General features: G+C 60.8%; 17 protein-coding genes and 2 pseudogenes. 7 read left to right on the forward strand and 12 right to left on the reverse strand.

Translation table 11 applies throughout. The features are described 5' to 3' along the window. Positions 1–100: 100 nt before the first annotated feature. From gcvH to FZ934_RS06965, 4 genes and pseudogenes are all read left to right on the forward strand, one after another. Positions 101–463, forward strand: coding sequence for a glycine cleavage system protein GcvH (gene gcvH / locus FZ934_RS06950; RefSeq protein WP_056814156.1), 363 nt, complete (start codon positions 101–103; stop codon positions 461–463). Further along, positions 463–3326: pseudogene (gcvP, locus tag FZ934_RS06955) on the forward strand (aminomethyl-transferring glycine dehydrogenase). The gene gcvH and the pseudogene gcvP overlap by 1 nt, the downstream one beginning before the upstream one ends. Before the next feature lie 86 nt (positions 3327–3412). Beyond that, positions 3413–4060, forward strand: coding sequence for an alpha/beta hydrolase (locus tag FZ934_RS06960; RefSeq protein ID WP_153270470.1), 648 nt, complete (start codon positions 3413–3415; stop codon positions 4058–4060). A gap of 41 nt (positions 4061–4101) precedes the next feature. Next, on the forward strand, positions 4102–4374 hold the full coding sequence (locus tag FZ934_RS06965; RefSeq protein WP_153270471.1) for a DUF982 domain-containing protein: 273 nt from the start codon (positions 4102–4104) through the stop codon (positions 4372–4374). 8 nt (positions 4375–4382) lie between these two features. On the opposite strand, the gene FZ934_RS06970 is transcribed toward FZ934_RS06965, so the two are convergent. Then, positions 4383–4859 (reverse strand): cupin domain-containing protein, encoded by a 477-nt coding sequence (locus tag FZ934_RS06970; RefSeq protein ID WP_153270472.1) that lies wholly within the window; start codon positions 4857–4859, stop codon positions 4383–4385. A 319-nt stretch (positions 4860–5178) separates the two neighbouring features. On the opposite strand from FZ934_RS06970, the gene FZ934_RS06975 reads away from it, so the two are divergent. Continuing rightward, positions 5179–5532 (forward strand): acyl carrier protein, encoded by a 354-nt coding sequence (locus FZ934_RS06975; RefSeq protein ID WP_153270473.1) that lies wholly within the window; start codon positions 5179–5181, stop codon positions 5530–5532. A gap of 22 nt (positions 5533–5554) precedes the next feature. Here FZ934_RS06975 and FZ934_RS06980 read toward each other — a convergent pair whose 3' ends face one another. The 8 genes from FZ934_RS06980 to FZ934_RS07015 all read right to left on the reverse strand — a co-directional run bounded on the left by FZ934_RS06980 (position 5555) and on the right by FZ934_RS07015 (position 13358). After that, positions 5555–6172, reverse strand: coding sequence for a LysE family translocator (locus FZ934_RS06980; protein ID WP_153270474.1), 618 nt, complete (start codon positions 6170–6172; stop codon positions 5555–5557). Between the two features lie 134 nt (positions 6173–6306). Next, positions 6307–6699 carry a Fe-S cluster assembly scaffold SufA gene (gene sufA, locus FZ934_RS06985; protein ID WP_153270475.1) on the reverse strand — a complete coding sequence of 131 codons (393 nt, stop codon included), beginning with the start codon at positions 6697–6699 and terminating at the stop codon, positions 6307–6309. 105 nt (positions 6700–6804) lie between these two features. Further along, positions 6805–7185 (reverse strand): SUF system Fe-S cluster assembly protein, encoded by a 381-nt coding sequence (locus tag FZ934_RS06990; RefSeq protein ID WP_056814176.1) that lies wholly within the window; start codon positions 7183–7185, stop codon positions 6805–6807. 12 nt (positions 7186–7197) lie between these two features. Further along, the gene (locus FZ934_RS06995; RefSeq protein WP_153270476.1) at positions 7198–8439 is read right to left on the reverse strand and encodes a cysteine desulfurase; all 1242 of its coding nucleotides are present in this window, start codon (positions 8437–8439) and stop codon (positions 7198–7200) included. 12 nt (positions 8440–8451) lie between these two features. Next, positions 8452–9726, reverse strand: coding sequence for a Fe-S cluster assembly protein SufD (gene sufD / locus FZ934_RS07000; RefSeq protein ID WP_153270477.1), 1275 nt, complete (start codon positions 9724–9726; stop codon positions 8452–8454). 23 nt (positions 9727–9749) lie between these two features. Next, a complete protein-coding gene (sufC, locus tag FZ934_RS07005; protein WP_113573546.1) occupies positions 9750–10505 on the reverse strand; it encodes a Fe-S cluster assembly ATPase SufC in 756 nt (251 codons plus the stop codon). Positions 10506–10578: 73 nt separating this feature from the next. Then, a complete protein-coding gene (gene sufB, locus FZ934_RS07010) occupies positions 10579–12048 on the reverse strand; it encodes a Fe-S cluster assembly protein SufB (RefSeq protein ID WP_016554099.1) in 1470 nt (489 codons plus the stop codon). Positions 12049–12191: 143 nt separating this feature from the next. Continuing rightward, a complete protein-coding gene (locus tag FZ934_RS07015; protein WP_153270478.1) occupies positions 12192–13358 on the reverse strand; it encodes a cysteine desulfurase family protein in 1167 nt (388 codons plus the stop codon). A 203-nt stretch (positions 13359–13561) separates the two neighbouring features. Here FZ934_RS07015 and FZ934_RS07020 point away from each other — a divergent pair, with 203 nt between their 5' ends. Beyond that, complete coding sequence (locus FZ934_RS07020; protein ID WP_018902229.1) at positions 13562–14239, forward strand: alpha/beta hydrolase; 678 nt, start codon at positions 13562–13564, stop codon at positions 14237–14239. Here the strand turns inward: FZ934_RS07020 and FZ934_RS07025 are convergent. Together FZ934_RS07025 and FZ934_RS07030 are read right to left on the reverse strand one after the other, a co-directional pair. Beyond that, positions 14236–14760, reverse strand: a complete 525-nt coding sequence (locus FZ934_RS07025; protein ID WP_281409926.1) for a GNAT family N-acetyltransferase — start codon at positions 14758–14760, stop codon at positions 14236–14238. The genes FZ934_RS07020 and FZ934_RS07025 overlap by 4 nt on opposite strands. After that, on the reverse strand, positions 14757–15875 hold the full coding sequence (locus tag FZ934_RS07030; protein ID WP_153270479.1) for an anhydro-N-acetylmuramic acid kinase: 1119 nt from the start codon (positions 15873–15875) through the stop codon (positions 14757–14759). The genes FZ934_RS07025 and FZ934_RS07030 overlap by 4 nt, the downstream gene beginning before the upstream one ends. Before the next feature lie 130 nt (positions 15876–16005). Between FZ934_RS07030 and tyrS the strand changes: the two genes are divergently transcribed. Continuing rightward, complete coding sequence (gene tyrS, locus FZ934_RS07035; protein WP_153270480.1) at positions 16006–17262, forward strand: tyrosine--tRNA ligase; 1257 nt, start codon at positions 16006–16008, stop codon at positions 17260–17262. Positions 17263–17314: 52 nt separating this feature from the next. Here the strand turns inward: tyrS and FZ934_RS07040 are convergent. Beyond that, positions 17315–20712: pseudogene (locus FZ934_RS07040) on the reverse strand (DUF3971 domain-containing protein). Positions 20713–20828 lie beyond the last annotated feature (116 nt).

The raw sequence follows: 20828 nt of genomic DNA on the forward strand, positions 1-20828 counted from the left end.
ACGGCACCACCTCGGTCGGAAAGCACAAAGCGCCACCACGCCAACCAAAACAAACCACACATTTCCACCAAACACCCCATTCCCCAGAGAGGACAATCCCATGCTGAAATTCACCGAAGAACACGAATGGCTGCAGATCGAGGCGGGTGTCGCCACCGTCGGCATCACCACCTATGCCGTCGAGCAACTCGGCGATCTGGTGTTCGTGGAACTGCCTGAAGTCGGCGCGACCTTCGGCAAGAACGACAACGCGGCAACCGTCGAATCCGTCAAGGCCGCCTCGGATGTCTACTGCCCGCTCGCCGGCGAAATCACCGAAGTGAACCCCGCCATCGTCGCCGATCCGTCGCTGGTCAATTCCGACCCGCAGGGTGCAGGCTGGTTCTTCAAGCTGAAGCTCGCCAACGCCGCCGATGCCGACGGCCTGCTTGACGAAGCGGCCTACAAGGAGCTTACCGCGTAATGACGACGCCGACGGAATTCCAGTTTACCGACTACCAGCCCTACGACTTCGCCAATCGTCGTCACATCGGCCCTTCCCCGGCCGAAATGACCGATATGCTCAAGGTCATCGGCTATAACAGCCTCGACGGGCTGATCGACGCGACCGTGCCGCCCTCCATCCGCCAGAAGGCGCCGCTCATCTGGGGCGCGCCGATGACGGAGCGCGAGGCGCTCGACAAGCTGCGCGAAACCGCCAACAAGAACAAGGTCCTGACCTCGCTGATCGGCCAGGGCTATTACGGCACGATCACGCCGCCGGTTATCCAGCGCAACATCCTGGAAAACCCGGCCTGGTACACGGCCTATACGCCCTACCAGCCGGAAATTTCCCAGGGCCGCCTCGAGGCGCTCCTGAACTACCAGACGATGATCTGCGACCTCACCGGCCTCGACGTCGCCAACGCCTCGCTGCTCGACGAAGCAACGGCTGCCGCCGAAGGCATGGCAATGGCCGAGCGCGTCTCCAAGTCGAAGGCCAAGGCTTTCTTCGTCGATGCCGCCTGCCATCCGCAGACGATCGAACTGATCAAGACCCGCGCCGAGCCGCTCGGCTGGAGCGTCGTCATCGGCAACCCCTTTACCGATCTCGATCCGGTCGATGTCTTCGGCGCCATCTTCCAGTATCCGGGCACGCACGGCCATGTGCATGATTTCACCGGCCTGATCTCGCGCCTGCACCAGACCGGTGCAATTGCCATTGTCGCCGCCGACATCCTGGCCCTGACGCTTCTGAAGTCGCCTGGCGAAATGGGTGCCGACATCGCCGTCGGCTCGTCGCAGCGCTTCGGCGTTCCGGTCGGTTACGGCGGCCCCCACGCGGCCTACATGTCGGTCAAGGACGCCCACAAGCGCTCCATGCCCGGCCGTCTCGTCGGCGTCTCGGTCGATGCCCGCGGCAACCGCGCCTACCGCCTGTCGCTGCAGACCCGCGAACAGCACATCCGCCGTGAAAAGGCGACGTCGAACATCTGCACCGCGCAGGTGCTGCTCGCCGTCATGGCCTCGATGTATGCCGTCTTCCATGGCCCCAAGGGCATCAAGGCGATCGCCCAGCAGGTCCACCAGAAGGCCGTGCTGATGGCCAAGGGTCTTGAGAAGCTCGGCTACACCATCGAGCCCGAGACCTTCTTCGACACCATCACCGTCGATGTCGGCCACATGCAGGGCGTGATCCTGCGCGCGGCGGTCGCAGAAGGCGTCAACCTGCGCAAGGTCGGCGCCACCAAGATCGGCATGAGCCTCGACGAGCGCACCCGTCCGGCGACGCTGGAAGCCGTCTGGCGCGCCTTCGGCGGTAACTTCGCCGTGGCCGATTTCGAGCCGAGCTATCGCCTGCCCAAGGGCCTCGCGCGTACCAGCGAGTACCTGACGCATCCGATCTTCCACATGAACCGCGCCGAAAGCGAGATGACGCGCTACATCCGTCGTCTGTCGGACCGCGACCTCGCACTCGACCGTTCGATGATCCCGCTCGGCTCCTGCACGATGAAACTCAACGCCACGGCGGAAATGCTGCCGATCACCTGGCCGGAGTTTTCGGATATCCATCCCTTCGTGCCGGCCGATCAGGCACTCGGCTATCGCGAGATGATCGACGACCTGACCGAAAAGCTCTGCGCCGTCACCGGCTACGACGCCTTCTCCATGCAGCCGAACTCCGGCGCGCAGGGCGAATATGCGGGCCTGCTGACGATCCGCAACTACCACATCGCCAACGGCAACGGCCATCGCGACGTCTGCCTGATCCCGACATCCGCGCACGGCACCAACCCGGCGTCCGCCCAGATGGTCGGCATGAAGGTCGTGGTCGTCAAGGTTCGCGAAAACGGCGATATCGACCTCGACGACTTCCGCGCCAAGGCTGAGCAACATTCGGAGAACCTCTCCTGCTGCATGATCACCTACCCCTCGACGCATGGCGTGTTCGAGGAAACGGTGAAGGAGATCTGCGATCTCGTGCACAAGCACGGCGGCCAGGTCTATCTCGACGGCGCCAACATGAACGCCATGGTCGGCCTGTCCCGCCCTGGTGACATCGGCTCCGACGTCTCCCATCTCAACCTGCACAAGACCTTCTGCATCCCGCATGGCGGCGGCGGTCCCGGCATGGGCCCGATCGGCGTCAAGTCGCACCTTGCCCCGCATCTGCCCGGCCATCCGGAAACCGACGGTCGTTCGGGCGCCGTCTCCGCGGCGGCCTTCGGTTCGGCCTCGATCCTGCCGATCTCGTGGAGCTACTGCCTGATGATGGGCGGCGAAGGCCTGACGCAGGCGACCAAGGTGGCGATCCTGAACGCCAACTACATCGCCGCCCGCCTGAAGGGCGCCTATGACGTGCTCTACAAGTCGGAATCCGACCGCGTCGCGCATGAATGCATCATCGACACGCGTCCGCTGGTCGACAGCGCGGGTGTGACCGTCGACGACGTCGCCAAGCGCCTGATTGACTGCGGCTTCCACGCCCCGACCATGAGCTGGCCCGTTGCCGGCACGCTGATGATCGAGCCGACGGAATCGGAAACCAAGGCCGAACTCGACCGCTTCTGCGAGGCCATGCTGGCGATCCGCCAGGAAGCCCGCGACATCGAGGAAGGCCGCTCGGACAAGACCAACAACCCGCTGAAGAACGCCCCGCACACGGTCGAAGACCTCGTCGGCGAATGGGATCGCCCCTATTCGCGCGAACAGGCCTGCTTCCCCCCGGCGCCTTCCGCGTGGACAAGTACTGGTCCCCGGTCAACCGCGTCGACAACGTCTTCGGCGACCGCAACCTGATCTGCACCTGCCCGCCGCTGGAAGCCTACGCCGAAGCGGCCGAGTAAGGTTTAAACATTCGAGACGCCCGGCTTTGTCCGGGCGTTTTGATTCTCGATCTCGTGTCCAGTCACAGCACCAAGCCAGCACCCCGATGCCCGAAATCCAAGGCTTTCACTACCGCGCAACGCCAACCACCGACGCCCGCCCACCGCTCCTCCTCCTGCACGGCAGCAGCCGCGACGAAACCGAACTCCCGCCGCTGGCAAACACCGCAGACCCCAGCTGGCCATATCTGTCGCTGCGCGGCCCCATCCCCTGGGAGAACGGCTATGCGTTCTTCCGCCGCAACCCCGACCGCACGCTCGACCGGGCCGACCTCGCGCGCCAGACGGAGCGCTTGCACGCCTTCATCACTGCATCCATCGAAACCGGCCTCATCGCCCGCCCACCCATCCTCCTCGGCTTCTCGAACGGCGCTATCATCTCCGCCTCCCTCCTGATCCGCGACCCAAACTCCGCAGTCGGCGCCATCCTCATCCGTCCGCTCTCGCCGGATCCGGACGCGATCATCCCGCCTATGCCCGATAAACCGATCCTCATGCTCTCGGGCGACCGAGACGACCGCCGCGCACCCGAGGACGCCATTCGCGTCGCCAGGCAGTTCCAAGCCGCCGGCGCCGATGTCGCCAGCCATGCATCATCCACCGATCACCATCTCCACGGCGACGAACCCGCCATCATCGGCCACTGGCTGACATCCCGCGTCTTTCCGCTTGCCGCAGGCCACGGGCCGCTTTAAGCAGACCGCCACTCGACAACAGACAACAGGCGACCAGTCCCATGGCAAAATCCGACGGCGATCTCACTCAGCAGCCTTGGCCGAAGCCTGTCATGCTGGCGCTGGAAGAGCCCGGCCAGTACGTCGCTATCGCCACGACGCAGGCTGCCTCCTGGGCGATGATCGAGGACTGGCCGACGGAAGACGGCCCCGCCCTCGACAAGGCCCTGCTCATCTGCGCCGACGTCATCAAGGGCAAGCGGAGCAACGACGACGCTCGCAAGGCCTTCATCGCCGCCGCCATCGAGGCTGGCATCGATATCAAGAACGACTGAGCCGAAGGCTAACCCTCACGCGGCACGGTCAGCGGCGGCCCCAGAAACTCGACGTCCCAGGTTCTGGCGAAGACGTTGAGCGCCGCTGTATCCGGTCGCCCGTCGCGCATGACGTCGGCAAGCCCGAGGAAGAAGGCTTTTGCGTCAAGCCCAGGCTCGATCAGGATATACTGTCGCGCCGGTCGGTCAGTGACGTTGACGAAGGCATGCGCCGCCCCACCCGGCACGGTGACGACGTCGCCCTCCTCGGCGTAAAACTGCCGGCCATCCACCTCGAACAGATACCGCCCCTCCATCACCCGGAAGACTTCCGTCTCGCGATGCCGGTGGCGCGGCGGCCCGAAGCCCGGCGCATTGATCGTGTCGATGAAACAGAACTGCCCACCCGTCGTCGAAGGGTCGACCCGGACGCTGAGTTCCAGCCCGATCGCAGGGATCTTGATGATCTCCTCGGACGATTTGGAGTGAGACATCTGGATGGTCATAAACAGGTTTCCTTGACGGACAGAATGGGCCGTCGATCCCAGCCATCGCACATAGCTTCACAGCATCGTCACGCGATTCTCGCCGAATTAAGGATTTCAGCAGGCTCCAAAACACATTTGTGAAAAACAATATTACAGAGAATCAAAATACATTAAAAACTAAATTGAGAACCGCGCAGTTCCGTAAATAAAACCAGCCGCTCGCAACAAATTTATACTTAAACTCGCCCAAAATACTCTATCAACTTTTTGGTAAGTTGGAGTTGACACTTTCCTTGTGTAGTGTGCTAACCGAAATATTTATGCGGAGATGCGACCGATGGAAAGTAAAATCCGTAGAGCCCTTGCCAGCCACGCAAAGCTTGCAGTTGATGCCGGCGAAATTTCCAATACCCAGAATCTGTTTGACGTCGGGCTCACTTCGTTTGCCTGCGTTCAGTTGATGATGCGCCTCGAAGAGGTTTTCGACGTCGAGTTTCCGGATGAGCTCCTGAAGAAAGCGACCTTCGAAAGCATCGCGGCCATCGAGCACAATATTGAACGCCTGAGCGACGATACCGACGCCGTGAGCGCCGGCAGCAGCCTGCCGGGCCTGCTCGGCATCGGGACAATAATGTTTGCCGGCGCCTTCCACCGATCGCTGATGGCGGCCGCTGATATCGGCATCCTCTGAAGCTGCCGATTGTCAGGCAGCCCTAGAGAAACGAATACGCGGCTGAGCCGAGCGCCAGAACACCGAAAGCGATTAGCAGGTAGCTCGTGCCGCGCAGGACTTTGCCGGTAAAGTCGCGAGGCAGCCTTTTTCTGGCGAGGCTGACCGCGCCGCTCAGGAAAAACCACCAGGCGAGCGAACCACTGAAGACACCGCCGACAATGACGGCGGAGCTGAAACGCCGCGTTTCCTCCGTCAGGCCAAAACCGGCGAACAGCGCCCCAAAAGACAGGATCGTCGCTGGGTTGGAGATCGTGAGCAGGAAGGTCGCCAATGTCGTTCCGAGCAGCCCGCCTGCCTTGATGTCGGCAGCCTGGATGGGATCATGGGTGAGACCCCGATATCCAAGCCACAACAGGAGTAGACCGCCGCCGATTGCCAAGGGCAGCGTTGCCATCGACATGGTCTGTTGAAAGACCGCAATACCGGTCACCGCCACAAGCGCATAGCTTGCATCGCCAACCGCGGTTCCGAAACCACACGAAAACCCTGCGGCAAAGCCGCGCTCGAGCGTCCGGTTGATGCAGAGCATTCCGATCGGCCCGAGTGGCGCGGTGATGATGACACCCAGAAGAGCGCCCTTCAGGAACAACAAAAGCATTTCGTCGGTCTATTCCTCTTCCGCGGCGGCGATGGCGCGGCGTATCGAAGGCCTTAAAGCCCGGTTGCGGGGAGGTAAAATGAAAAAGGCCACCGAGACGGCGGCCTTATCGATAATTCGGTCGATTGTGATAATCAGTGCGCCGGAACGACGGCGTTACCCTGGGCAGCCAGTGCTGCAAGATCAGCCGGCTTCAGCTCGACCGATTCGCCGCAACCGCAGGCGGAGGTCTGATTCGGGTTGGTGAAAGTGAAGCCCGAACGCAATGTCGTGCTTTCAAACCCCATTTCGGTCCCAAGCAGATAGAGCACGGCTGACGGCTCGACCCAGACCTTGGCGCCATCGCGCTCTATCAGGTCGTCTTTTGCATTCGGCTCGGTCACGAGGTCGATGGTGTATTCCATCCCTGCGCAGCCGCCCTTTTTGATCCCGACGCGAAGGCCCCTGGCGCCCGGTCCGGAGTTTTCGACGATAGCCTTCACGCGGTTCGCGGCAGCCTCCGTCATGCTCATTATTGCAAAGCCCATAGGCCTCTTCTCCTTCCGCGCACGGATTAAAGGTCCGGCGTTTCACGATTCAAATGTAGTGCCAGCAGCTTAACCGATCAATACCAGCCGCGCGAGATGATCGGATCAGTACCAGCCGACCGCGACCTGCGCCTCTTCCGACATGCGATCAGGCGTCCACGGCGGATCGAAGGTCATTCCGACCTCGACACCGGACACGCCTTCGACAGCACCGACAGCGTTCTCGACCCAGCCCGGCATCTCGCCGGCAACGGGGCAGCCAGGCGCGGTCAGCGTCATCATGATCTTGACCATGCGATCATCTTCGATATCGATCTTGTAGATCAGCCCGAGTTCGAAGATGTCGGCAGGAATTTCAGGGTCGTAGACCGTCTTCAGCGCCATGATGACGTCGTCGCTGAGGCGCGCCAGTTCGTCGGCAGGGATGCTGGAATGCACGATGCCTTCGCGCACGTCGATCTTCTGTTCGCTGTCATCGAGGCTCATACGGCCTACTCCTTATGCAAAGAACTTGCGCGCATACTCAAGCGCGTCGGCCAAGGCATCCACCTCGGCGCGGGTATTGTACATGCCGAAAGATGCACGGCATGTGGAGGTGACGCCGAAGCGTTTCAAGAGCGGCATGGCGCAATGGGTGCCGGCGCGGACTGCAACGCCCTGCCGGTCGATCACCATCGACACGTCATGAGCATGCAGACCGGCAAGCTCGAATGAGAAGATGCCGCCCTTGCCCGGCGCCGTCCCGAACACCCGCAACGAATTGACTGCCTGCAGTCGCTCCGCGGCATAGGTTGCGAGATCCGCCTCATGGCGCGCAATCGCCTCGCGGCCGACTTTCTCCATGTAGTCGAGCGCATAGCCGAGCCCGATCGCCTGCACGATCGGAGGCGTTCCGGCTTCGAAGCGGTGCGGCGGATCGTTGTAGGTCACGGCATCCTCCGTCACCTCGAAGATCATCTCGCCACCGCCCTGGAAGGGCCGCATCTCGCGAAGCCGATCCTTCTTGCCATAGAGCACGCCGATGCCCGACGGCCCATAGAGCTTGTGGCCGGTCATCACGTACCAGTCGCAATCGATGTCCTGCACGTCGACGGGCATGTGGACGGCGCCCTGCGAACCATCGACCAGCACGGGAATGCCGCGCTCATGCGCGATCCGGCAGATTTCCCTGACCGGAACGACTGTGCCGAGCGCATTCGACATATGCGTGATGGCAACGAGCTTCGTCCGCTCCGTCAGGCTCTTCTCGAAATCCTCGATGTGAAAAGCGCCTTCGTCGTCGACAGGCACCCAGACCAGCCTGGCGCCCTGCCGCTCGCGGATGAAATGCCACGGCACGATGTTGGAGTGATGCTCCATGATCGAGATGACGATCTCGTCGCCCTCGCCGATCTTGGGCATGCCCCAGCCATAGGCGACAGTGTTGATTGCTTCCGTCGAAGACTTCGTGAAGATGATGTCGTTGACATCGGGCGCATTGAGGAAGCGCCTCACTTTCTCCCGAGCGCCCTCATAGGCGTCCGTTGCCGCATTCGAGAGAAAATGCAGGCCGCGATGAACGTTCGCATACTCGTTTGAATAAGCATGCGAGATCGCGTCGATAACGACCTGCGGCTTCTGTGCAGAGGCGCCGTTGTCGAGATAGACCAGCGGCTTGCCATAGACTTCCTTAGCAAGGATCGGGAAATCCTTGCGAATGGCTTCGACGTCGTATGCTGTGGCCGGAACTATCTTGTCCATTTCGCTATCCGATCAGGCGTGCTTTTCGAGCCAAGCCGAGATCACGCTTTCCAGCGACTCGACGAGGGCTTCGTCTTCCAGTTCCTCGACGATCTCGGCAACGAAGGCGTTGACGAGCATGGCACGCGCCTTGTTCTCCGGAATGCCGCGAGCCATCAGATAGTAGAGATGGTTGTGGTCGATATCCGCAACGGTTGCGCCGTGGCCGCACTGGACGTCGTCTGCGAAGATCTCGAGTTCCGGCTTCACCGAGAATTCGGCGTCGTCGGACATTAGCAGCGTGTTGCACGCCATCTTGGCGTCGGTCTTCTGCGCATCCGGCGCAACGCGGATCATCCCCTGGAAGACACCCTTGGCGCGGTCGAAGACCACGTTGCGGATGACTTCGGTGGAGCCCGTATGCGGAACGTTGTGGCCGAGAACCATGGTCACGTCGGTATGGGTTTCGGCGCCCAGCAGGTTGATGCCACGCAGCGTCAGATCGGCACCCTCGCCCGTCACCTTGATGTGCAGCTCCTGGCGAACCAGCTTGCCGCCGGCATTGATGACGAAAAGCTTCAGCTTCGCATCGGCGCCGAGGTCGACGCGGATCTGGCCGAGATGCGTATCCTCGGCACCCTGCTGCTGGACAATGATCCAGGTAAGCTCGGCGCCTTCTCCGACCGTGATGTCACTGACATGCGACACGAAGGCAGCATCCGACGTCACTGCCAGGTGACGCTCGATGACAACAGCCTTAACGTTGGCGCCGAAGCTGACCGGCAGGCGCGTATGTGCCTGGCCACCGGCGTGAACGAACTGTATCTCCAACGGCTCTTCAAGCGAAGTGTCAGCGGCAACGTCGATGACATAGCCATCGCGCACGAAGCTGCCGTTGATGCGACCGATCGCGTCGTCGTTGCCGAGCGCGCCGAGGCTCGTCGCAGCCGTGCCGTTTGACAGCTGGGCCGCGTAGGCCGAAATGTCGAGGCCATCGACCGAAGCCTTGAGGTTGGGAACGCCCTGAATGACCGAGAGAACAGAGGACTCTTCGACCAGCGGATCGCGGGCTTCGGAGCCGGCGTCGCCGGCCGGTTCCGGAATGGCGCGCAGCAGGGTCTTGAGGTCGGTGTAGTGCCACGCCTCGACGCGGCGCGTCGGCAGCCCGGCCTTCTTCAGGTCGTCAAGCAGGCGGTCGCGGATGGCGATAACCGAACCGTCGCCCGGCAGTTCGCCGATCTGATTGTTGAAAGCCTCGATGAGCGCCGCTTCCGCGGCGGTCTGGCGGTTAGTCGTCTGCATATTCATGCGACCAGTCCTTTCCGCCGTGATCAGGCTGCCGCACCGATGATGTCGGCGTAGCCATTGGCTTCCAGCTCATGCGCCAGCGTCTTGTCGCCCGACTTGATCACCTGGCCCTTGTAGAGAACGTGAACCGTATCCGGGACGATGTAGTCGAGCAGACGCTGGTAGTGCGTGATGACGATGACGGCGCGATCCGGCGAACGCAGCGCATTGACACCGTCGGCAACGATCTTCAGCGCATCGATGTCGAGGCCGGAGTCGGTTTCGTCAAGAACGCAAAGCTGCGGCTGCAACAACGCCATCTGCAGGATTTCGGCGCGCTTCTTCTCACCGCCGGAGAAACCGACGTTCAGCGGGCGCTTCAGCATTTCAGTGTTAATCTGCAGCTTGGCGGCAGCATCCTTGACGAGGCGCATGAAGTCAGGCGTCTTCAGCTCTTCTTCGCCGCGAGCCTTGCGCTGCTCGTTCATCGCGACCTTCAGGAACTGCATCGTCGCAACGCCCGGAATTTCGACAGGGTACTGGAAAGCGAGGAAGATGCCCTTGGCGGCGCGCTCGGCAGCGTCGAGCTCCAGGATGCTCTCGCCGTTGTAAAGGATGTCGCCTTCGGTGACTTCGTAGTCTTCGCGGCCCGACAGGATGTAGGAAAGCGTCGACTTGCCGGAGCCGTTCGGACCCATGATGGCGGCAACTTCGCCAGCCTTCACGGTGAGGTTCAGGCCGCGGATGATCTCGGTGCCGTCTTCGGCGATGCGGGCGTGCAGGTTCTTAATCTCAAGCATGGTCTTGTCCCATAAAAAGCAATCGGAGAAAGGCGCGATCCACGCGCCCTCGCGCATTCATTTTCGTGTTGCGTCAGCCGACGCTGCCCTCAAGCGAGATGCTGATCAGCTTCTGCGCCTCGACGGCAAATTCCATCGGCAGTTCCTGCAGGACTTCCTTGACGAAGCCGTTGACGATCAGGGCGATCGCCGCTTCGGTCGGGATGCCGCGCTGCAGGCAATAGAACAGCTGGTCCTCGGAGATTTTCGAGGTCGTGGCTTCGTGCTCAAACTGCGCCGTCGAATTCTTTGCCTCGATGTAAGGCACCGTGTGAGCGCCGCACTTGTCGCCGATCAGCAGCGAGTCGCACTGCGTGAAGTTACGCGCGTTCGACGCCTTGCGGTGGGCCGAGACCTGTCCGCGATAGGTGTTCTGCGACACGCCGGCGGCAATACCCTTGGAGACGATGCGGCTCGACGTGTTCTTGCCGAGATGGATCATCTTGGTGCCCGAGTCGATCTGCTGGTGACCGTTCGATACGGCGATCGAGTAGAACTCGCCTCTGGAGTCGTCGCCACGCAGGATGCAGGACGGATACTTCCAAGTGATCGCCGAGCCGGTTTCGACCTGCGTCCAGGAAATCTTCGACCGGTCGCCGCGGCAATCGCCGCGCTTGGTGACGAAGTTGTAGATACCGCCCTTGCCCTGCGCATCACCAGGATACCAGTTCTGGACCGTCGAATACTTGATCTCGGCATCATCGAGTGCAACGAGCTCGACAACAGCCGCATGCAGCTGGTTTTCGTCGCGCTGCGGCGCGGTGCAGCCTTCGAGGTAGGAGACGTAGGCGCCTTCTTCCGCGATGATCAGTGTGCGCTCGAACTGGCCGGTGTTCTTCTCGTTGATGCGGAAGTAGGTGGACAGCTCCATCGGGCAACGAACGCCCTTCGGAACGAACACGAACGACCCATCGGTGAAGACAGCCGAGTTCAGCGTCGCGTAGTAGTTGTCAGACGTCGGAACGACGGAGCCGAGGTACTTCTGCACGAGTTCCGGATGCTCGCGGATCGCTTCCGAGATCGACATGAAGATCACGCCGGCCTTCTTCAGCTCTTCCTTGAACGTCGTGACGACCGAAACGGAGTCAAAGACGGCATCGACTGCGATCTTCGGCCTTTCGACGCCAGCCAGGATTTCCTGCTCCTTGAGAGGAATACCGAGCTTCTCGTAGACCTTGAGGATTTCAGGATCGACTTCGTCAAGCGACTTCGGGCCAGGCGTGCTTTTCGGCGCGGCGTAGTAGTAGATGTCGTTGAAATCGATCTTCGGATAATCGACGCGTGCCCAGGTGGGCTCTTCCAGCGTCAGCCAGCGCTTGTAGGCTTCAAGACGCCATTCGAGCATCCATTCCGGCTCCTGCTTCTTGGCAGAGATGAAACGGATTATATCTTCGGACAGGCCCTTGGGTGCCTTGTCCATTTCGATGATGGTCTCGAAACCGTATTTATACTGATCGACGTCAATCTCGCGAACGCGATCAACCGTTTCCTGGACGGCGGGCATGTCATTCTCCAATCTCGCCGGAGAAAAGGTCCGGCAGCTTGTCGTGCGGGCAGTATTGTTTGCCCCGTATGTAGGTGGCCAAAAGGGACTTTTCAGCCCGAATGGCAAGCGGAAATTTGCGTTTCCGCAAATTTATGAAGCGGTCACGCCGCCTCCCCGGCCGGCTTGCGCCGGGCGGCAATTTTGGCAAAGACGGAAATCGCTCGATCGATCTCCTCTTCGGTCGTGGCAAAGCCCAACGAAATACGCAAAGCACCGAGCTTGGGGTCGCGCCCCATGGCGACCAGAACATGACTTTCGCCGACCTTGCCGGACGAGCAGGCAGAGCCGGCGGAAAGCGCAACGCCTTCGAGATCGAAGGCGATCTGGCCCGTTTCGGCTTTCAACCCTGGAAGGGTGAAGAAAGTCGTGTTCGAAACACGCTCTCCTTCGGCGCCGTAGACGACAACATCGGGTGCAGCCCCACGCATGCCGCTTTCCAGTCGATCTCGCAAAGCCGAAATTGCCGCGTTGCGCGCATCGAATTCCGCGACAGCAGCTTGCGCGGCCGCGCCGAAGCCGATCACCGCCAATGAATTCTCTGTCCCCGAGCGGTGACCCTTCTCCTGACCACCGCCATGGATCAAGGGCCGCGGCATCAGCACTTCACCGCGCGTGACCAGCGCGCCGGCGCCTTTGGGGCCGCCGATCTTGTGGGACGAGACGATCATGAAATCCGCGCCAAGCGCGTTGATGTCGAGTTTCAGCCGGCCAGATGCCTGTACCGCATCCACAACAAGCAGCCCGCCCTGCGCCTGCACGATCTTCGCAATATCGGCGATCGGCTGAACGATACCGGTCTCGTTGTTGACGAGCATGACCGCAACCATTGGTAACCCGGCCGACTTGTCGTGAGCCGCAAGCAAAGCACCCAGAGCGTCAAGATCGACAACGCCGTCAGACGTCACCGGGATTTCGGTCGTCTTGTCCTTTGGAAACCGTCCGCCCTCGCGCACCGCCGGATGCTCGACCGCCGAATAGTAGAGCCGACCGATCGCTATCGGCGTCCGCCCCATCTTGAAATCAGGCGTCAGCACCATGTTTGCTGCTTCGGTAGCGCCGCTGGTAAAGATCACATGCGCGGGATCGGCACCGACAAGCGTTGCGACCTGCCGGCGTGCCTGCTCGATCACGGCCCGCACAGCCCGGCCTTCGCCATGCACAGAGTTCGGATTGCCGAAAAGATCCAGCGCACGCAGAACCGCGTCGCGCGCATGTGGATGCAGCGGCGAGGTCGCGTTCCAGTCGAGATAAAGGCGTGGCGGCGCCATGATCTTTGTCCTGCGCTTTAAGCTTGCACGACGCCTCGGCTCATTTTCCTTGAAATTTCGGCCGGGCTTGCCTTATGACACATCCCACAATGCGTGGATCGCCATGCAAGTTTCGAATTGTTCTAAACTGCGTTTTAGAAAAGCTGACAACGTCCGTCAAGTCTGCGCAGCATGAACGCGAAGAAATAAACGCCGGAGTACCGATGCCCGAAGTCATTTTCAACGGCCCCGCAGGCCGCCTTGAAGGCCGCTACCAGCCCTCCAAGGAGAAAAGCGCGCCGATTGCCCTCATTCTGCACCCGCACCCACAGTTCGGCGGCACGATGAACAACCAGATCGTCTACCAGCTCTTCTACATGTTCCAGAAGCGCGGTTTTACGACACTGCGTTTCAATTTCCGGGGAATCGGTCGTAGCCAGGGTGAATTCGACCATGGCGCCGGCGAGCTTTCCGATGCAGCCTCAGCCCTCGACTGGGTGCAGAGCCTACATCCTGATTCGAAGACCTGCTGGGTTGCCGGCTATTCCTTCGGTTCCTGGATCGGCATGCAGCTGCTGATGCGCCGGCCGGAGATCGAAGGCTTCATGTCGATTGCGCCGCAGCCGAATACCTACGACTTCTCGTTCCTCGCACCCTGCCCGTCGTCCGGCCTGATCATCAACGGCGACGCCGACAAGGTCGCCCCCGAAAAGGACGTCAACGGCCTCGTCGAGAAGCTGAAGACGCAGAAGGGCATCCTGATCACGCACCGCACGGTGCCGGGCGCCAATCACTTCTTCAACGGCCAGGTCGAGACGCTGATGGGCGAATGCGAGGACTACCTCGATCGCCGCCTGAACGGCGAACTGGTGCCTGAGCCGGCCGCCAAGCGTATTCGCTAGGCCGATCGCATCCCGGCGGTCATTTCGAACGTCGGACAGGACAATCCGTCAATGATCATAGGCATGCGGCTTCGCATGCCTATTTTCGTCAGCACATGCTGGGACGCGGCATTGTCAGGATTGGTGAAGGCGATGAACTGTTGCGCAAAGTTCCGCTGGAAAAACCAGTCCATCAGGCCGCTGGCAATCTCCGTCGCATAGCCCTTGCCCCACTCCTGCTGCCGCAGCGAGTACCCGAGTTCGAAATCCTGCCTGTCGCCGCCGAACAGCGAAAAGCCCGCGCGACCGATGAAGCGGCCATCCTCATTACTGAGGATTTTGTATTTCGTCGTTCCGTCCCGCGCCTGCTCGCCGAACCAGCTGCGCAGCCGCTCGTCGGCCTTCTCGCGCGACCATGGGGCTGCGCCGGAAAGATATCGCGTCGTCTCGATCGTCGAGTGAAGCTCCTGAATGAGACCGGCATCGTCGGGTTCCCACATGACGGCGACAAGCCGGGGCGTCTCCAGAATGACCTGCCTCACGGCATCACCACCACACCGCCGCTGACAGGCGTACGAACTCCCGTCGTTCCCGGAAATGTTAAAGGCAGGCCGTCCAGCGACCGAACAGCGAGATAGGCCCAGGCTTCCGCCTCCATGGAATCACCGTTGAATCCCGCTTCTTCCGCTGCAATCACCTGGGCGCCCTGGCTTTGCGCCAGATCCTTCAGATCCTGCATCAGCACGCGATTGAGGCGCCCACCTCCGCAGATGATATACAACGTCGGCATCAGTGGAAGGTGACCCGCGGACTTGATGATCGACGCGGCGGCGACATGCGCAAGGGTGCGCGCACCATCTGCAAGCTCTGCGTCCAAGCCTGAAGGTGGCGGAAAGTCGTTGCGATCAAGCGAGCGCCGCTTCTCCGCTGTAAAGAACGGGCTGCTCAAATATCGATCCGCAAGATCGTCGATCACCCTTCCCTCCGAGGCAATCATGCCGCCTTGATCGAACGGCACCCCCGCATGGGTCTCGACCCACTGGTCGATCAGCGTATTGCCCGGCCCACTATCGTATCCGACGATCACACCGTCAGCACCGATATAGGTCAGGTTGGAAATGCCGCCGATATTGACGAAGCAAACCGGCAAGGTCGCATCGGCGACGTTAGCGGCAAGCGCTGCGTGATAGACGGGGACCAGGGGTGCGCCCTGACCGCCGTGGACCATGTCATTGGCGCGGAGGTCATAGGCGACAGGTATCCCCGTCTCGCGGGCGAGCAGCGCCCCGTCACCGATCTGGACCGTCAGCGCCTCGTCCGGCCGATGCAGCACCGTCTGCCCATGAAAGCCGATGACGTCGATCGAGGCTACATCCAGCGCATTCGCGGTCAAAAATTCCCTAACGGCAGCTACATGACGTAACGTCAGTTCTCGCTCGATTGATGCCAGATCGCCCGGCCGCTGCTCACGTTGAGTAATGCTCTTTGCCTGCTCCAGCGCGAGCTTAAGCCGGTCACGGAAGGCGGGATCGTAGGCGACACCGAGCGAGGGTCCGCGCTCGACCAGATCGCGGCCATCGGTGCGCAGCAGCGCCACATCGATGCCGTCCATCGAGGTCCCGCTCATCAGGCCGATCGCCGTGCGTATCTTTCCCATACTTCCCCTGCATTCAACAAGGCCGTGACTCAATCAACCAAATGGTGACTGTGCGAGAAAACAGTGCTAAACGCGCCGCTCCATATCAACAATAGCCAATCCGAAAATCCTGATCCGAAAGCAAAAGGTCATGACCGAGTTCAAATCCGATTTCCTCCGCACGCTGAAAGAGCGTGGCTTCATTCATCAAATCTCCGATGAATCCGGCCTCGACGACCTCTTCGCCAAGGAAACCGCGACGGCTTATATCGGCTTCGACCCGACAGCCCCCTCGCTGCATGCGGGCGGCCTGATCCAGATCATGATGCTGCACTGGATGCAGAAGACCGGCCACCGGCCGATTTCGCTGATGGGCGGCGGCACCGGCATGGTCGGAGATCCGTCCTTCAAGGATGATGCACGCCAGCTGATGACCATCGACACGATCGAAAGCAACATTGCCTCGATCAAGCGCGTCTTCGCCAACTACCTCTCTTACGGTGAGGGTCCGAAGGATGCGATGATGATCAACAATGGCGACTGGCTGCGGGACATCAATTACCTTGAGTTCCTGCGCGACGTCGGCCGCCACTTCTCGGTCAACCGCATGCTGTCCTTCGATAGCGTCAAGACGCGTCTCGATCGCGAGCAGTCGCTGTCCTTCCTCGAATTCAACTACATGATCCTGCAGGCCTACGATTTCGTGGAACTGAACAAGCGATACGGCTGCCGCCTGCAGATGGGCGGTTCCGACCAGTGGGGCAACATCGTCAACGGTATCGATCTCGGTCACCGCATGGGGACGCCGCAGCTCTACGCGCTGACCTCGCCGCTACTGACCACCGCCTCCGGTGCCAAGATGGGCAAGTCGCTGAACGGTGCCGTCTGGCTGAACCCGGACATGCTGTCGGCCTACGACTTCTGGCAATACTGGCGCAACACCGAGGACGCCGATGTCTCGCGCTTCCTGAAGCTATACACGACGCTGCCTATGGACGAGATCGCCCGCCTTTCGGCGCTTGGAGGCTCGGAAATCAACGAGGTCAAGAAGATCCTCGCGACTGAAGTGACAGCAATGCTGCACGGTCGTGAAAACGCCGAACAGGCAGCGGAGACGGCCCGCAAGACCTTCGAGGAAGGCGCGCTTGCCGACACCCTGCCCTCGATCGACGTCCCCGCGGCCGAACTCGACGCGGGCATCGGCCTGCTGGCGCTAATCGTCAAGGCCGGCCTTGCCGCCTCCAACGGCGAAGCCCGCCGCCACGTTCAGGGTGGCGCAGTGCGCATCAACGATGCGGCGATTTCCGACGAGCGCAAGGTGATCGGCTCGGGTGAGATCACCGCCGATGGCGTGATCAAGCTCTCGCTCGGCAAAAAGAAGCACATCCTGATCCGCCGCGCGGCATAAGTACGGCCACAACATCAGATACAAAGCCGGCCTCGCGCCGGCTTTTTTGTGCCTATTGGAATTCGAAGATGTTGCGGAACACACCAGGCGCAATGATCGACAACGGGTTGATCGTCAGGTTCGGCGCTTCCAGCTTGCCGGTCAGCTTGAAGGTGATGCCGATCAGGCCACGATCCGTTCCGTTGCCAAGGATGATGCCGATCAGCGGCAGCTCGGCAAACAATCTGTTGAGACCGTAAGCCGGCATGAAGGTTCCCGTCATGTCCATGTTGCCGCGCTGATCTCGGAGCGTGCCTTGAAACACCGCGCCGACCTGGTCGCCGCGCGCAACACCGTTCTCGATGCTGACAACACCGTCTTGCGAGACGATACGAGCAAAGCCGCGCTGGAACCGCTGGGCAGACGTGTCGATGCTCTTCTTCACAGCGGAATTCAGGCTTCGCTGCTCCTGTCCCACCGGGGTCGACACGATGGAATGCAGGCGCTGTTCGTTGACCAGCGCGAAGCGCCGAACATCGATCGAGCCGTTCCAGTTGCCACCCGGCCCAAGGCGAATGGCGAGGTTGAGCAACCCGCCACTCATATGCTGATAGAGGTCGGCGAAACGCGATACCGATCCCGCGTCACCGCTCGTGATATTGATGACGCCGGCATCCTTGGTCTGCGCGACGACGGCTTCGCCGCTATCGGTCACACCTGAAAGATTAAGCGCCTGGATACGCCTGCCTTGAGCAGCATAGGTCCCGGAGACATTTCGCAGTTTCTCATCGTTGAACCCGATGACACGGTCGAGCTTGGCTCGCACTGTAACGCTGCTTCCACCCTTGCCGCCGTCACCGTCGCCTTTGCCGCTATCCGACTTCAGGTTCGCGATAATGGGCCGGGCATCGGCACTCGTGCCCGAGACTGACACGTCCATGCCGGTCTTGTCGCGCCGCAAGGAGACCGCAAAATCGTCATTAGACGACAGCTTCACGCTGTCGAAATCCGCCTTGGTCAAATTGCCCTTGTTGAGCATCAGCGAGCCGGTCGCGCCGAAACCGTCACCCTTCAGATTGAAATTCTTGATCTGCAGATTGTCATCCGGACCCGAGATCTCGAACGTCGCATTCGCCCCGATCCCGCTGCCTTTCGACCAGCCGATCCACGGCAGGTCGAGCCGCGCCTTGCCGAAGTCGATGGATACGGACTGTCGGTCCTTGTCGATACGGTTAAGCTCGACGCTGATGCTGCCGTCGACAATATCGGAGAGGCCGGGCAGTATTTTCTCGCGCTGGTCGTTGCTGAGCGTCGTACTGATCGACTGCTGCGGCTGCACGTCCGAGGATTTGTCCGTCGGCTCCACCAGCGTGATTTCAGCCGGCACGCCATCGATATTGCCCTTGCCATCCAGGCTGACCTGCTTCGGGTCGGCCGTCAAAGTCCCATCCAAATCGGTGATCTTACGGCCCGAGATCGGTTTGGCGACGTCTACGTCCTGCAACTGCAGCGTAGCCTTCCATTCCGGTGGCGGCGGATTTTGCGCCGATATCAATCCGATCCGCGCCTGCACGTTTGCGGTAATCTTGCCCTTCAGATCTTCGGGTACGAAGCCTGCACGCTGCAGCACCTGGATCGGCTTGAACGTCAACAGCTCGCCGATTGCGTCCGCAGCACCTGAAATTGGAAGGTTGAGTTCCGCCATCAGCGGCTTGTCGTAGGTCGATGGCAGGATAAACGTGCCCTGCCCCACATCAACGGTGCGCCCGGAGGCAAAGAAGGATTTGCCGCTCTTGATTGAAATCGTCGCCTTCGGCCCTTTCAGGTCGAAATGCGCACTGGTATCCCGGATCGGAGGTATATCACCAGTGACGTTCATGCGCGCGCCATCGATGTCAAAGGAGATCTGAATCTGCTTCTCATCGAGCTTCAGCCCCTTGCCGACGGCCTCATCGAGCTTGCCGAACGGAATGAAGACCGACAGCGACGCATCGGTAACGGTCCCCCCGAACAGGTTTCGCTCCATCCATTCTCGCGCCTTCGGCGCCATCCAGAATGGCCAAAGCTGCTTGACGGCGGTGGTCTGAAGCTGCTGCGACTGGCCAACGAAGCTGATTTCAGGCGAAACATCGCTCAAACGGAGGTGAAGCGATCCGTAGAAGGATCCAGCCGGGCTGGAAACGGTCATGTTCGGAAATTGCAGCTCGCGAGACGCCACGAAGTACCGCCCGGTCGCCTGTATATCGAACGGCAGCGGTTGCTCCCGGAAGTAGCCGGCGCCGCTACACCACCATTGACCAGAAGGTCTATGCCAAATCCTTTACCCGCCTGCGGATCGATCTTGTCGAGATCGATGAGTGCCCCGTTGAAGGGCACCGTCGTTCCGCCGAACTGCATTTTTGACTGTGCAATCTCGAGCGTCTGCTTGGCGAAGTCATAGGCAAGGTTCAGCCGCCCGCCGCTCAGATCCTGCTCGTCGCCGTCCATGTAGAGCTGGCCCGGTTTGAAATCGACCGTAGCCGCAAGCGCCGGCTGCGCGTCGCCGGAAGCGCGAACGGCGGAAATCATCAGGTCGGCGAAGCCATCGATGCCCTGTCGGATCTGGCCGAGCGCGTTGCGTTTCAGAACGAACGGCGCCAGATCGGCGTTCAAGAGTTGGCCGGTCAATTTCGACGTCTGCTCGCCGGTCTTGGTTGCCAACAGGCTGAGCTGCGCCTTCTCGCCATTGATGGCGATCTCGCCGTCGAGCTGCAACCCGCCTTCAGGGGTTCGCGAGAACACGAGGCTGTCGATGACGATCGCCAACGGGCCGTTGGCTGTGTCGGCAAGTTTGATATTGATGCCTTCGAGCTTGATGGAGCGGGTGCCGCCTCGGTCGACGAAACTGTCGATCGTATCGAGCTGCTGGAATACAGTCTCCATTGCCGCCGGTATCTCATCGACACGCAGATCGTCGAGCTTCAGCGGCTTGCCGGAAGGCAACAACGCGGTATCCAGGGCAATTTGTTCGGCCTCGACTTGCGCAATCGCGATTTTGCCGCGGAAAAGCTGCAGCGGATCGAGCGCCATTCGCATAGCACCCGTCGTCGACAGGTGCTGCCCCGTTTTCTCGTCGATCATGTTGACGTCCCGCGCCTCGAGCGCGAGCCGCATGTTCGACGTAAAACGAATGACAGTAGAGCCGACCTCGGCGCGGTAGCGCGGCCCGATCGCGGCGTTCAGGGCCGACTGCGCCTGCCGGGAGAGCGGCTGGTCGAACACGCCGCTCTCGATGGTAGCGACGATCGCCATCAGAATGAAAAGCACCAATCCGATGCAACCACCGGCCACGCCGGCGGTCCGCCGCATATGCGAACGTTCAGGCGGGCAATGCACGATCAGAGGATCTTCAGCCTTGGCGGAAGGAAGCTCGTGCAAGGCGACGATATCTTTTTTGCGGAATGTAATCTTTTCGCCGCGGATCGCCGACATGCGCCTCGCCTGACTCCATAAAGCTTGTGGTGGACCAGACTGGCTGGACGCATGTTCGTCCAATATATATCTGGCAATTCACCTGTCATCACATAAACCCGGCAAAAGAAAGGTTT

Source organism: Rhizobium grahamii, assembly GCF_009498215.1.
GTDB classification, from domain to species: Bacteria; Pseudomonadota; Alphaproteobacteria; order Rhizobiales; family Rhizobiaceae; genus Rhizobium; species Rhizobium grahamii_A.

Excerpts from the sequence above, each read along its gene's own strand:
- gcvH (WP_056814156.1), top strand. The coding sequence starts at position 101 with ATGCTGAAATTCACCGAAGAACACGAATGGCTGCAGATCGAGGCGGGT.
- FZ934_RS06960 (WP_153270470.1), top strand. The coding sequence starts at position 3,413 with ATGCCCGAAATCCAAGGCTTTCACTACCGCGCAACGCCAACCACCGAC.
- FZ934_RS06965 (WP_153270471.1), top strand. The coding sequence starts at position 4,102 with ATGGCAAAATCCGACGGCGATCTCACTCAGCAGCCTTGGCCGAAGCCT.
- FZ934_RS06970 (WP_153270472.1), bottom strand. The coding sequence starts at position 4,859 with ATGACCATCCAGATGTCTCACTCCAAATCGTCCGAGGAGATCATCAAG.
- FZ934_RS06975 (WP_153270473.1), top strand. The coding sequence starts at position 5,179 with ATGGAAAGTAAAATCCGTAGAGCCCTTGCCAGCCACGCAAAGCTTGCA.
- FZ934_RS06980 (WP_153270474.1), bottom strand. The coding sequence starts at position 6,172 with ATGCTTTTGTTGTTCCTGAAGGGCGCTCTTCTGGGTGTCATCATCACC.
- sufA (WP_153270475.1), bottom strand. The coding sequence starts at position 6,699 with ATGGGCTTTGCAATAATGAGCATGACGGAGGCTGCCGCGAACCGCGTG.
- FZ934_RS06990 (WP_056814176.1), bottom strand. The coding sequence starts at position 7,185 with ATGAGCCTCGATGACAGCGAACAGAAGATCGACGTGCGCGAAGGCATC.
- FZ934_RS06995 (WP_153270476.1), bottom strand. The coding sequence starts at position 8,439 with ATGGACAAGATAGTTCCGGCCACAGCATACGACGTCGAAGCCATTCGC.
- sufD (WP_153270477.1), bottom strand. The coding sequence starts at position 9,726 with ATGAATATGCAGACGACTAACCGCCAGACCGCCGCGGAAGCGGCGCTC.
- sufC (WP_113573546.1), bottom strand. The coding sequence starts at position 10,505 with ATGCTTGAGATTAAGAACCTGCACGCCCGCATCGCCGAAGACGGCACC.
- sufB (WP_016554099.1), bottom strand. The coding sequence starts at position 12,048 with ATGCCCGCCGTCCAGGAAACGGTTGATCGCGTTCGCGAGATTGACGTC.
- FZ934_RS07015 (WP_153270478.1), bottom strand. The coding sequence starts at position 13,358 with ATGGCGCCGCCACGCCTTTATCTCGACTGGAACGCGACCTCGCCGCTG.
- FZ934_RS07020 (WP_018902229.1), top strand. The coding sequence starts at position 13,562 with ATGCCCGAAGTCATTTTCAACGGCCCCGCAGGCCGCCTTGAAGGCCGC.
- FZ934_RS07030 (WP_153270479.1), bottom strand. The coding sequence starts at position 15,875 with ATGGGAAAGATACGCACGGCGATCGGCCTGATGAGCGGGACCTCGATG.
- tyrS (WP_153270480.1), top strand. The coding sequence starts at position 16,006 with ATGACCGAGTTCAAATCCGATTTCCTCCGCACGCTGAAAGAGCGTGGC.